At 69.2% G+C, this 12,951-nt stretch carries 9 protein-coding genes and 1 riboswitch; of the genes, 7 read left to right on the top strand and 2 right to left on the bottom strand.

Features of this window, described 5'->3' with window-relative positions:
* Nucleotides 1–174: 174 nt before the first annotated feature.
* Complete coding sequence (locus ACUWEX_RS10900; RefSeq protein ID WP_445996243.1) at nt 175–1,908, bottom strand: FAD-dependent oxidoreductase; 1,734 nt, start codon at nt 1,906–1,908, stop codon at nt 175–177.
* Between the two features lie 133 nt (nt 1,909–2,041).
* Here ACUWEX_RS10900 and ACUWEX_RS10905 point away from each other — a divergent pair, with 133 nt between their 5' ends.
* From ACUWEX_RS10905 to ACUWEX_RS10935, 7 genes are all read left to right on the top strand, one after another.
* The gene (locus tag ACUWEX_RS10905; protein ID WP_077055246.1) at nt 2,042–3,067 is read left to right on the top strand and encodes a sugar-binding transcriptional regulator; all 1,026 of its coding nucleotides are present in this window, start codon (nt 2,042–2,044) and stop codon (nt 3,065–3,067) included.
* A gap of 60 nt (nt 3,068–3,127) precedes the next feature.
* Nucleotides 3,128–3,315: riboswitch (FMN riboswitch) on the top strand.
* 98 nt (nt 3,316–3,413) lie between these two features.
* Nucleotides 3,414–4,475: a bifunctional diaminohydroxyphosphoribosylaminopyrimidine deaminase/5-amino-6-(5-phosphoribosylamino)uracil reductase RibD gene (gene ribD / locus ACUWEX_RS10910; protein WP_445996244.1), complete on the top strand. Its 1,062-nt coding sequence runs from the start codon at nt 3,414–3,416 to the stop codon at nt 4,473–4,475.
* Nucleotides 4,475–5,104, top strand: a complete 630-nt coding sequence (locus ACUWEX_RS10915; RefSeq protein WP_079728218.1) for a riboflavin synthase — start codon at nt 4,475–4,477, stop codon at nt 5,102–5,104. The genes ribD and ACUWEX_RS10915 overlap by 1 nt, the downstream gene beginning before the upstream one ends.
* Nucleotides 5,101–6,363: a GTP cyclohydrolase II gene (ribA, locus tag ACUWEX_RS10920; protein WP_445996245.1), complete on the top strand. Its 1,263-nt coding sequence runs from the start codon at nt 5,101–5,103 to the stop codon at nt 6,361–6,363. The genes ACUWEX_RS10915 and ribA overlap by 4 nt, the downstream gene beginning before the upstream one ends.
* 85 nt (nt 6,364–6,448) lie before the next feature.
* The gene (gene ribH, locus ACUWEX_RS10925; protein ID WP_445996246.1) at nt 6,449–6,919 is read left to right on the top strand and encodes a 6,7-dimethyl-8-ribityllumazine synthase; all 471 of its coding nucleotides are present in this window, start codon (nt 6,449–6,451) and stop codon (nt 6,917–6,919) included.
* Nucleotides 6,920–7,120: 201 nt separating this feature from the next.
* Nucleotides 7,121–8,533: an MFS transporter gene (locus tag ACUWEX_RS10930; RefSeq protein WP_445996247.1), complete on the top strand. Its 1,413-nt coding sequence runs from the start codon at nt 7,121–7,123 to the stop codon at nt 8,531–8,533.
* A gap of 210 nt (nt 8,534–8,743) precedes the next feature.
* A complete protein-coding gene (locus ACUWEX_RS10935) occupies nt 8,744–10,792 on the top strand; it encodes an ABC transporter ATP-binding protein (protein ID WP_445996248.1) in 2,049 nt (682 codons plus the stop codon).
* A gap of 161 nt (nt 10,793–10,953) precedes the next feature.
* On the opposite strand, the gene ACUWEX_RS10940 is transcribed toward ACUWEX_RS10935, so the two are convergent.
* The gene (locus ACUWEX_RS10940; protein ID WP_445996249.1) at nt 10,954–12,933 is read right to left on the bottom strand and encodes a phosphoenolpyruvate carboxykinase (GTP); all 1,980 of its coding nucleotides are present in this window, start codon (nt 12,931–12,933) and stop codon (nt 10,954–10,956) included.
* Between the last annotated feature and the right edge of the window lie 18 nt (nt 12,934–12,951).

The following is a 12,951-nucleotide window of genomic DNA, read 5'->3' on the forward strand; positions in this document are numbered from 1 at the left end:
CTTGCGAGTACTCTCGGGCCTCCCCTGGCGGGTGACCCTTCCGGGTTATATATCGACCTATCTGCACGCTAGCGACCGCGCTAGCGTGCAAACAAGACTTCCGCGTGAGAATGCGTTCAATGTTGGTTTGCGGGGAGGCCGCACCCGAGGGCGCCGGGCCTCCCCGCAGACCGACTACTTGCTGAGCGCGTCCTCCTTGGTGCTGGTGCTGCCCACCGCGACACCGTGCGCCTCACGCAGGATGCGCGCGGCCTCGGCGATCTCGGCGGCGGTCTCGTCGTTCGACCAGCCGAGGACACCGGCCGTGATCGAGCCAAGCTCGGCGAGCAGCGCGTCGGTGGCCTGGCCCGTGAAGGCGAGGCTCGTGCGGCGCTGCAGCACGTCGGAGAGGTGCACGACCGACTCGGTGCGCACGAGGTATTCGATCTCCTGCACGCTGTACTCGGCGGCGTGCTCGAGCGGGGTGTCGCCCGATTCGGCCAGCTCGTCGATCACGGCGGCGGCGCGCGTGCCGTAGCGCTCGAGCAGCATGTCGGCGCGGGCGCGGCTCACCTCGCGACCGTGGCTCGTGACCCAGACGGTGCGCGCGTCATCCGTGGTCGGGTAGTCGCGGCCGCCACCGATGGGCATGCCGAGCGTCGACACGCTGCGGGTCTGGTGCAGGCGCTCGAGGACCTCGTTGCTGAGGTGCTCAGCCAGGGCGCGGAACGTGGTCCACTTGCCGCCGACGAGGCTGAGCAGCGTGGCCGTGCCGAAGGTCGAGGGCACGATGCGGTAGTCGCGCGACACGAAGCCGGGGGCCGTGTCGCCGTGGCCGGGCAGCGGGCGGATACCGGAGAAGCGGTAGACGATCTGCTCACGGTTGACGTCGATGGTCGGGAAGACGTGCTTCACGAGCCCGAAGAAGTAGTCGACCTCTTCCTCGGTGCAGACGGCGGGCTCGCGGACATCCGCCTCGAGGTCGGTGGTGCCGACCATGACCTTGCCCTTGAGCGGGTAGATCAGCACGATGCGGCCGTCGTTGTTCTCGAAGAAGATCTCGCGACCCTTGGTGGCGGCGAGCAGCTCGGGGTTGTCGAGCACGATGTGCGAACCCTTGGTGCCGCCCATGTAGGCCGTCTTCTCGCCGAGGGCCTCGTTGGTGAGGTCGGTCCAGGGGCCGGACGTGTTGACGACGACATCCGCCTTCACGGTGAATTCTTCGCCCGAGACGACGTCGCGCAGCACGACACCGCCGTCGGAGGCACCGACGGCCTCGACGTAGTTGGCGGCGCGGGCGTGCGGGCCCTGGGCCAGGCCGTCGCGCAGCACGTCAAGGGCCAGACGCTCGGGGTCGTGCACCGAGGCGTCGTAGTAGGTGGCCGTGTACTTGAGGTTGTCGTTGAGCTTCGGCAGGTCGGCCATGGACTTCTTGTGGCCGTGGAAGCGGTGGCGGGGAACGGCGCCGCCGTCACGCGAGAAGGAGTCGTACATGGTCAGGCCGATCTTGATGAGCGCAGCCCCGCGCTCCTTCGGCTTGCCGCCCTTGTGCGTGAGGATGCGGCCGGGAGCCGACAGCACACCCGAGACGGTGGTGAAGATGGGGATGGTGGTCTCAAGCGGCTTCACGTAGTGCGGCGCGATCTTGAGCAGGCCATTGCGCTCGGTGACCGACTCCTTGACCAGGCGGAACTCGCCGTTCTCGAGGTAGCGCACGCCACCGTGGATCATGTGCGACGACGCGGCCGAGGCGCCCGAGCAGTAGTCGCCGCGCTCGACGAGCACGACGTCGACGCCCTGCAGGGCCAGGTCGCGGAAAGTTGCGATGCCGTTGATGCCGCCGCCGATGACGAGAACCTGGGCGTGGGGACGCTCGGTCAGGCTCTGGACGCTGGAACGGGTTGCGGATGAAGATGATGCGGCGTTCACGACGGTCACTCCTCTTGTTACGCGCCATTGCTTCAGGGGGTGTGGAGCACGGCACTGTGTCTGTGTCCGTATCAGTGAACGCCCTCGATCACACTCGGTCAAATCTCGTGCACAAACGTGCAAGGATGGCCTCATGGTTCCTTCGCCCACCACGGCACTGACGCCGAAAACGCGTGACGCACTGACCGCCGCGCAGTTGTATTACATGCAAGACCTCACGATGGAGGCCATTGCCTCCGAGCTGCACACCTCGCGCTCCTCGGTCTCCCGGCTGCTCAGTCACGCCCGCGAAACCGGCCTCGTCGAGATCCAGGTGCGCTCGCCCCTCGACATGCCCCGACAGGTCGAGGCAGACATCCGCCGACGGTATGGCGTGGTCGCCCACGTGGTGCCCGTTCCCGAGCTCACGAGCGACGTCGACCGGCTTGAACGCGTGGCCATCTCGGCTGCACGGATTCTCGGCAGCTTCTTCGACTCGAACATGACCATGGGCGTGGCCTGGGGTAGCACCATGAGCGCCGTCTCGCGGCACCTCGTGGCCAAGGCCACCCACAACTCGTCGATCGTGCAGTTGAACGGCGCCGCCAACCCGCGCACCACCGGCATCCTCTACGCCAGCGAAATCCTGCAACGGTTCGGCGGGGCCTATGGCGCCTATGTGCAGCAGTTCCCCGTGCCCGCGTTCTTCGACGACCCGGGCACCAAGAAGGCACTGTGGCGCGAGCGCAGCATCCACCGTGTCATCGATATCCAGGCCGGCATGGATGTCGCGGTCTTCGGCCTCGGCTCGCCGTTCGCCGGGGTGCCGAGCCACGTCTACATCGGCGGCTACCTCGACGACGACGATTTCGCGTCCCTGGCCGAGGCCAAGGTGGTCGGCGACGTGGCGACGGTCTTCTTCCGCGAGGATGGCTCGGACGACGGCATCGCGCTCAACCAACGTTCCTCGGGCCCCGACCTGCAGGTGCTGCGCCGGGTGTCGCGCCGCGTGTGCATCGTGGCGGGTACCTCGAAGCTCGCGAGCCTGCGCGGAGCCCTCGCCGCCGGACTCATCACCGACCTCATCCTCGACTCGCGCACGGCGCGCGAACTGGTCGACGGGGCGCCCGCCGACGCCACGCAGGCCGAGCGCTGGCGCCGTCACAATTCGTCGGATTAGGCCGCGAAGACGCTCGGAATAACCCCGTGGTCGGCGGCGTTCGGTAGAGTCAGCAACAGAAACGTGCTCCGGGGTCGGTGAGAGTCCGAACCGGCGGTGATAGTCCGCGAACCCGAGAAACGTTCCTGCCGCCGAGGCTCCGGCCCACGGCGACGAGAACGCATCGAGGGCCGATCCGGTGGAATTCCGGAACCGACGGTTATGGGTCTGCACCAGCAGGCTCGAGTCCGGATGAGAGGAAGCACGGGTCGTCGACCGATGTCGGCGGCCGGCGAGAGCGCGCGCCCAGACGGCGAGCGCTCAGAACGCACCCGGAGTCCGTCTCGACAGAGACCACAAGGACGACATGACCGGGAATCCAGCCCCCACCGAGGCGGAGCTTCGACGCGCCATGCGCCGCGCCATCGACGACGCGGGCAACGGGCCGGCGCGAGGCGTCAACCCGCAGGTCGGTTGCGTCATCCTGGCCGCCCAGCCCGATCCCGCGACCGGCGAATACGCTGTCATCGCCGAGGGGTGGCACCGCGGTGCCGGAACGCCGCACGCCGAAGTCGACGCCCTGTCGCAGCTGCCCGCGGGCGCCGCGGCCGGGGCCACGGCCGTCGTCACACTCGAGCCCTGCAATCACACGGGGCGCACGGGGCCCTGCTCCGAGGCCCTCCTCGCGGCCGGCGTCGCGCGCGTCGTCTACGCCGTGGCCGACCCGGGCCGTCACTCCGGCGGGGGCGCCGAACGGCTGCGCGCCGGCGGGGTCGAGGTCATCGAGGGTCTCGAAGAGGCAGCGGCCACCGAACTGCTCGGCGATTGGCTCGTCACGGCACGCCTCGGCCGGCCGCTCGTCACCGTGAAGTGGGCGTCGAGCCTCGACGGTCGTGCCGCCGCCGACGACGGCACCAGCCAGTGGATCACGGGGCCCGAGGCGCGAGCCGATGTGCACCGCCGGCGCGCGGCATCCGATGCCATCGCCGTGGGCACGGGCACGATCCTGGCCGACGACGCGTCGCTCACGGCGCGCGCCGACGACGGTTCGCTGCTCGACACGCAGCCCGTTCCCGTGGTGTTCGGCACGCGACCCGTTCCGGCCGACGCCGCCGTGCGCCGGCATCCGCACGAACTCGTCACACTGTCGGGGGGCGACCTCGCGGCCGACCTCGCCGAACTGCGTGCCCGAGGCATCCGCACCCTGTTCGTCGAGGGCGGGCCCACCCTGGCCAGCGCCATCGTGCGCGCGGGCCTCGTCGACAGCTACCTCATCTACCTCGCGCCGACGCTGCTGGGCGGCGGGCGCCTCGCCACCACCGACCTCGGGGTCGGCACCATCGACGCACAACGACGCCTCGTCATCGACGGGATCGAACGGCTGGGAGACGACCTCGTGGTCACCGCCCGCCCAGAAGGGACGCACTGATGTTCACCGGAATCATCGAAGAAACAGGCACCATCACGGCCATCGAGCACACGGGCGACGCCGCGCGCTTCACCGTGCGCGGGCCGCTCGCCGTCACGGGCGCCGCACACGGCGACTCCATCTCGGTCTCGGGCGTCTGCCTCACGGTCGTCGACCAGACCCCCGACTCGTTCACGGCCGATGTCATGGCGCAGACCCTGGCCATGTCCACCCTCTCCGGCGCGGATGTCGGGCGTCGCGTCAACCTGGAACGCGCCGCCCAGGTGGGCGACCGTCTCGGCGGCCACATCGTGCAGGGACACATCGACGGCACGTCGCAGCTGCTCTCGATCACCGACGGCAGCGCCTGGCGCGTGCTGCGCTTCAGCCTCGACGAGAAGCACGCCCCGCTCGTCGTCGACAAGGGCTCCATCGCCATCGACGGCGTCTCGCTGACCGTCTCGGCCGTGAGCGACCCGGCCGAACCCGCGCAGTGGTTCGAGGTGTCACTCATCCCCGAGACGCTCGCGGCCACGACCCTCGGCGAGCGCGTCGTGGGCGACACCGTGAACATCGAGACCGACATCCTGGCCCGCCACATGGAACGCATGCTGGCCATCACCACCCGCAGAACGGAAACCCACTCATGAGCCTGTCGACGATTCCCGAGGCGCTCGAGGCGCTGCGCGCGGGCAAACCCGTGCTCGTGGCCGACGATGAGGGGCGCGAGAACGAGGGCGACGTCATCCTCTCGGCGCAATATGCCACACAGGAGTGGTTAGCCTGGACGATCCGGCACACGAGCGGTTACATCTGCGCGCCCATGTCGAACGAATACGCCGACCGGCTCGAACTGCCGCCCATGGTGGCGCGCAACGAAGACCTGCGCCAGACCGCCTACACGGTGACGGTGGATGCCGCGACGGGCGTGACCACGGGCATCTCGGCGTCCGACCGGGCCAAGACCCTGCGCGTGCTGGGCGACCCGCTGTCGACCGCCACGAGCGTCATCCGACCCGGCCACATCGTGCCCCTGCGGGCGCGCGACGGCGGCGTGCGCGAACGACCCGGCCACACCGAGGCCGCGGTCGACCTCATGCGCCTCGCGGGCCTCACCCCCGTCGGCGCCATCTGCGAGGTCGTCGAGGACACGGGTGAGATGACCCGCCTGCCCGGCCTCCTCGCGCTCGGCGCCGAATTCGGGCTGCCCGTCATCACGATCGCCGATCTCATCGCCTACATCGTCGAGCACCCCGACGCCGAAGCCCTCTGCGACGGCACCGCGCCCGGCGAGAACGTTGCGCCCGCCGACCCCGCCGTGCGCTTCGAGGTCGAGACCACCGTGCCCACCACGCACGGCAGCTTCCGCATGCGCGCCTATCACGACCGCCGCACGGGCGCCGATCACGTGGCCATCGTCTCGGGCGACCCCGCGGCCGAGGGCGCGCTCGTGCGCGTGCACAGCGAATGCCTGACCGGCGAGGCCTTCGGGTCGCTGAAATGCGAATGCGGCCCGCAGCTCGATGCCGCACTCGACACCATCCAGCGCCACGGTGGCGTCGTCATCTATCTGCGCGGTCAGGAGGGTCGCGGCATCGGCCTCGTCAACAAGCTGCGCGCCTACCGCCTGCAGGAGGACGGTCTCGACACGCTCGACGCCAACCTGGCGCTCGGGCTGCCCGCCGACGCCCGCAACTATGAGGCCGCCTCGGCGATTCTCGACGACCTGGGCATGACCTCGGTGCGCCTGTTGACCAACAACCCCGAGAAGGAGCGCCAGCTCACGATGCACGGCGTTATGGTCTCGGAGCGCGTTCCTCTCATAGTGGGGGTCGGCGCGTTCAACGAGGCCTACCTGAGCACGAAGCGCGATCGCATGGGACACATCATCGCGCTGCACGACAACTAGACCCGCGACATCCGATGCGGTCTGCATCGAACATCGAACATCGAACACAAAACGCCGAACACAGAACCGAGAGAAAGAGGAACACATGAGTGGCGAAGGACAGCCCGACCTGCACGTCGACGGAACCGGACTGAACGTGGTCGTGATCGCGGGTCAGTGGCACGAGGTCATCACCAACGGGCTCATCGCGGGCGCTGAGAAGGCGCTCGACGAGATGGGCGTCACGCACCGCCTCGTGCGCGTGGCCGGCAGCTTCGAACTGCCCGTCGCCTCGAAGGTGGCCCTCGAGTCCGGGGCCGACGCGGTCGTGGCACTGGGCGTCATCATCCGCGGGGGCACCCCGCACTTCGAATATGTGTCGGATGCCGCGACCTCCGGCCTGACGCAGGTGACCATCGCGACCGGCAAGCCGGTCGGATTCGGCGTGCTCACGCTCGACGACGAGAAGCAGGGGCTCGACCGCGCCGGCTTGCCCGACTCGAAAGAGGACAAGGGGCGCGAGGCGGCTCAGGCGGCCGTGGCGACCGCCGTCCTCCTGCGCGAGCTGCGGGGCTAGTCGCACGCTCGGCGGACCTGAGATCCGCGCCGATTAGCGCGACACGCCGCGCTGGCGTATGGTTTTCAGGTCCGCCACAAGCGGATCTCCCCCTTTTCCGAGGCGGCCCGCGCGAGACCGGCGCACCCGCCCAACGGTGTTTCGTGGTTCCGCAGCCGCTCGCGCGCGAACCTTCACAGCTACGCAGGTAAGCACAGGTCAATGTCCACATCAGTTTCGTCATCCGCATCCGCCGCCCCGGCCCCCGTCAATCCGCGTTCGCGCGTCGTCATCGCGAGCCTCGTCGGCACGTCGATCGAGTTCTACGACTTCTACGTCTACGCCACGGCCGCCGTGCTCGTCTTCCCGGCGCTCTTCTTCCCGAACCAAGACCCGGCCACCGCCCTGCTCTCGTCGTTCGCCGCCTTCGGTGCCGCCTTCGTCGCGCGCCCCATCGGCTCCATCCTCTTCGGCCACTTCGGTGACCGCATCGGCCGCAAGGGCACGCTCGTCGCCTCCCTGCTGACCATGGGCATCGCCACCGTCTTGATCGGATGCCTGCCCACCGCCCAGGTCGCCGGCTGGGAGTTCTGGGCCCCGGCCCTCCTCGTCATCATGCGTTTCGCGCAGGGCCTCGGCCTTGGCGGCGAATGGAGCGGCGCAGCCCTCCTCGCCACCGAGAACGCCCCCAAGAACAAGCGCGCCATCTACGGAACGTTCCCGCAGCTGGGCGCCCCCATCGGCTTCATCATCGCCAACCTCATCTTCCTGTGGTTGAGCGTGGGCCTCTCCCCCGAGGCGTTCGCGGCGTGGGGCTGGCGCATCCCGTTCCTGATCTCGGCCGTACTCGTCATCGTCGGCCTCTACGTGCGTCTGAAGCTCGTCGAGACGCCCGCGTTCCAGAAGGTCGTCGAGAAGGGTGAAGTGGCCAAGCTGCCGCTCGCCCGCGTGTTCAAGACGAGCTGGCGTCAGCTCATCCTCGGAACGTTCATCATGTTGGCCACCTACGTGCTGTTCTACCTGATGACCACGTTCACGCTGACGTTCGGCACCACCGCCTCCACACTCGAGGCCGCTCAGGCGGGCGCCGAGGCCAAGGGCAAGCCCATGTCGGCCGAGGCGATCGACACGTTCGTGCCCGGGCTCGGCTACGCCCGCAACGACTTCCTCATCATGCTCATCGTCGGCGTCGTGTTCTTCGGAATCTTCACACTCGTCGCCGGGCCGCTGGCCGAGAAGTTCGGTCGCCGCAAGATGCTCATGACCGTGACCCTCGGCATCCTCGTCTTCGGTCTGCTCTGGGTGCCGCTGTTCGGCGCCGGCTTCGTGGGCGTCATGGCGCTGCTCGTCATCGGCTTCACGCTCATGGGCCTCACCTTCGGCCCGATGGGTGCGCAGCTGCCCGAACTGTTCCCCGGCAACGTGCGTTACACCGGCTCGGCGATCAGCTACAACGTGTCGTCGATCCTCGGTGCGGCCGTCGCCCCGTTCATCGCCGTCTTCCTGTGGCAGCTGGCCGACGGCAGCGTGTTCCTCGTCGGCACCTACCTGAGCGCCGCCGCCGTGCTCACGCTTATCGCGCTCTTCCTGAGCAAGGAGACCAAGGACGTCGACTACGAGAACGACGTCGCCTAGCCAGCACAGCTCCTGACCGCCTCGCGCGGCCGAACGGGGGCGGATGTCGGAGCTTCGGCCCGGTATCCGCCCCCGTTTTCGTCGTCTGCCCGCTCTTTACAGACGCATTCACGCCTCGTTCTTCACAGGCGTCTTCGAGCAGACGTTCTGCCCGGGAAAGAGACGTAGATTAGAGGGGTCGATCACGAACCACGACAGATGAAAGAACAGATGTCATCCTCTGAGACCCCGCGCACGTCCTCCGCCCGCCGCAGCCCCTTCGGGCGCCGTGGCGGCACGCCCGAGGGGCCGCGCGCCACCTTCGGGCAGCTGCTCCCTTATCTGTTCGAGCACAAGAAGGTGCTCTACTTCGTGATCGGCCTGTCGATCCTCGGCGCGGCCGCATCCCTGGCACAGCCGCTGCTCGTGTCGCAGGTCATCTCGGTCGTGGGCGAAGGCGGCGGGCTCGGCGGACTCGTGTGGGGGCTCATCGCGCTCGTCGTCGTGTCGTCGATCATCTCGGGCTACCAGCACTACCTGCTGCAGCGCACGGGTGAGGGCGTCGTGCTCTCGAGCCGCCGCCGTCTCGTGGCGCGCATGCTGCACCTGCCCATCTCCGAGTTCGACACGCGCCGCACCGGCGACCTCGTCTCCCGCGTCGGCAGCGACACCACGCTGCTGCGCGCCGTGCTCACGCAGGGTCTCGTCGAGGCCATCGGCGGTTCACTCACGTTCGTCGGCGCGCTCATCGCCATGCTCATCATCGACCCCGTCCTGCTGGGCCTCACCGTGCTGGTCATCGCCGTGTCGGTCGTCGTCGTCACCGTGCTCTCGGGCCGCATCCGCCAGGCCAGCGCGCGCGCCCAGGCCAAGGTCGGCGACCTCGCCGCCGCCGTCGAGCGCGCCATCAGCTCGGTGCGCACGGTGCGCGCCTCCAATGCCACCGAGCGCGAGATCGCCAGCGTCGAGAAGGACGCCAAGGGTGCCTTCGACATGGGCATCGACGTGGCCAAGATCTCTGCCCTCGTCGTGCCCGTCGCCGGCGTCGCCATGCAGGTGTCGTTCCTCGTGGTGCTGGGCGTCGGCGGTTTCCGCGTCGCCTCAGGCGCCATCACGGTGGCCAACCTGGTCGCGTTCATCCTGTTCCTGTTCATGATGATCATGCCGCTCGGCCAGGCCTTCGGCGCCATTAGCGCCACCAACCAGGCTCTCGGCGCGCTCGGCCGCATCCAGGAGATCATCGACCTGCCCCTCGAGAACGCCAACGACGAGGCCATCGCGCGCACCGTCGCCGACCCGGGCTCGTGGAACCACGACGCACCCGCCGTCGAGTTCGTCGACGTCACGTTCCGCTACTCCCCCGCGGCCATCCCGCCGGGTGCGGATGACTCGGCCCTCGTCCCCGCAACGGGCGAGCCCACCTCGGCGGTCGTCGCCGACGCCATCGGCGGCGTCGACACGGTCGCCCGTGACGAGACGCGCGCTGCCGAACTCGCCGCCGTCGAGGCCCAGCTCGCCGACGCAGAAACCCAGATCGCCGATGCACGGGCCGAAGATGCTGCGGCGATCTCCACCACCGTCACCAAGCGCGTTGCGGGCGACCCCATCCTGCGGGGCATCAGCTTCGAGGTCCCTCGTGGCAAGCGCACCGCCCTCGTCGGTCCGTCCGGCGCCGGCAAGTCCACCATCCTCGGACTCATCGAGCGCTTCTACGACCCCGAGTCGGGCAGCGTGCGCATGGGCGGCGTCGATATCCGCACCCTCGAGCGCACGGCGCTGCGCGGCCAGCTGGGCTACGTCGAGCAAGACGCACCCGTGCTCGCTGGAACACTGCGCGACAACCTGCTGCTGGCCTCGCCCAACGCCACCGACGAAGCGTGCGTGCACGTGCTGCGCTCGGTGAACCTGGGCGACGTGCTCGATCGCGACCCGGCCGGGCTCAGCGCCCTCGTCGGCGAAGACGGCATCATGCTGTCGGGCGGCGAACGCCAGCGGCTCGCCATCGCCCGCGCGCTGCTGTCCGCTCCCCCGATCCTGCTGCTCGACGAGTCCACGTCGTCCCTCGACGGCGCGAACGAGCAGAAGATGCGCGAAGCCATCGACGCGGTGGCCGAAGACCGCACCATGATCGTCATCGCGCACCGCCTCTCCACCGTCGTCGACAGCGACCAGATCGTCGTCATCGACCAGGGCAAGGTCGTCGGCGTGGGCACACACTCCGAGCTCGTGCAGACCACGCCGCTCTACCGCGACCTCGCCAAGCACCAGTTGCTCGTGTAGCGGCACTGCTCGGCACTGCGCTGCTCGGCACTGCTCTGCTCTGCGCTGCTCGGCACTGCTCGGCGGGGCTCGATGCCGCGTCATGCCCCCCGCACACAAAACGAAGCCGGACTGCCCAGGCCCCCAGCGGGCCGCAGTCCGGCTTCGTCGTCTGTGGGGCGCTACTCCGCCTGACGGAGGCGGTAGCGCAGGGCGGCTAGCTCCGCGCGCAGGGCCGCGGGAACCCGGGTGCCGAACGTGTCGAAGAAGTCCTCGGTCAGCTGAGCCTCGGCCAGCCAGGACTCTCGATCGACCGCGAACAGTTCGGCGAGGGCATCCGGTGCGACATCGAGGCCGTCGACGTTCAGGTCGCCGGGCGCCGGCACGAGGCCGAGGGGCGACTGGGCGGCGGGCACAGAGCGTTCGATGCGGCGCACCATCCACTCGAGCACGCGCATGTTCTCGCCGAAGCCGGGCCAGAGGAACGAGCCATCCTCACCCTTGCGGAACCAGTTGACCTGGAAGATCTTGGGCGTGCCCGCGGGCGACAGCGTGCGGCCGACGCGCAGCCAGTGTGCCCAGTAGTCGGCCATGTTGTAGCCGCAGAACGGCAGCATGGCGAACGGGTCACGGCGCAACTCGCCCACCGTGCCCTCGGCCGCCGCGGTCTTCTCCGACGAGATCGTGGCGCCGAAGAACACACCGTTCGCCCAGTCGCTCGCCTCGGTGACGAGCGGCACGTTGGTGGCGCGCCGCCCGCCGAACACGATCGCGTCGAGGGCGACGGGCTCATCCCATCCCTCGGCGAGCGTCGGGCATTGCGACGCCGACACCGTGAACCGCGAATTCGGATGCGCGGCCGGTCGACCCGCGTCGGGCGTCCAGTGCTCGCCCCGCCAGTCGACGAGGTGCGCGGGCGGCGTCTCGGTGAGACCCTCCCACCAGACGTCGCCGTCGTCGCGCAGGGCCACGTTCGTGAAGATCGTGTTGCCCCACAGCGTCTCGACGGCCGTGCGGTTCGTCGCCTCGCCCGTGCCCGGCGCAACGCCGAAGAAACCCGCCTCGGGGTTGATCGCCCACAATCGGCCGTCGGCGCCCGGCTTCATCCACGTGATGTCGTCGCCGAGCGTCTCGACCCGCCATCCGGGGCGCGACGAGCGCAGCATGGCCAGGTTCGTCTTGCCGCACGCCGACGGGAACGCCGCGGCCACGTGGTAGCGATTGCCCTCGGGCGACGTGATGCGGATGAGGAGCATGTGCTCGGCCAGCCATCCCTCGTCGCGCCCGATGACCGACGCGATGCGCAGGGCCACACACTTCTTGGCCAGCAGCGCGTTGCCGCCGTAGCCCGACCCGTAGGAGATGACCTCGCGGGTGTCGGGGAAATGCGCGATGTACTTGTCGTCGTTGCAGGGCCAGGCGACATCGGACTGGCCCTCCTCGAGCGGCGCGCCGAGGGAGTGCAGCGTGCGCACCCAGGGGGTTCCCGCGGCGATCTGGTCGAGCACGCGATCGCCGGTACGCGTCATGATGCCCATCGAGAGCACGGCGTAGGGCGAGTCGGTCAGCTGCACGCCGATGAGCGAGAGCGGGCCGCCGACGGGGCCGAGCGAGAACGGGACGACGTAGAGGGTGCGGCCGCGCATGCTGCCCGCCAGAACGCCCTCGAGCTCGGCGCGCAGGGCGGATGGCTCGCGCCAATTGTTGGTGGGGCCGGCATCCGCCTCGTCGGCCGAGCAGATGAACGTGCGCGCCTCGACGCGGGCGACATCGGAGGCCGCCGAACGCGCCAGGTAGCTGTTGGGGCGCCACTCGGGGTTGAGCTGCAACAGGGAACCGTCGGCCACGGCCTGCCGCGTCAGCTCGTAATTCTCGGCCGTCGAACCCGTGCACCAGTGGATGCTGTCGGGCGTCGTCAGCGCGGCGACCTCGGCCACCCAGGCGCGCAACCCGGCCAGCCCGCGGCCCTCGTAGGGGTTGTCGGCGGCCGGGGTTGTCCGCTCGGCCCGAGTGGCGCGAGCAACGGGGGCCGAGGCGGGAGCGGTGGCGGCAGCGGTGGCGGTGGCGGGAGCAGCGGCTGTGGAGCGATGTCCGGCGGAGCGAAGGCCGGCGTCCGCGCGCTCGATGGTGGCACGTTCTTTTCGGTCGGGAGCGATCGTCATGGTCGCGTCTCCTTCTCG

Source organism: Okibacterium fritillariae (assembly GCF_052783725.1).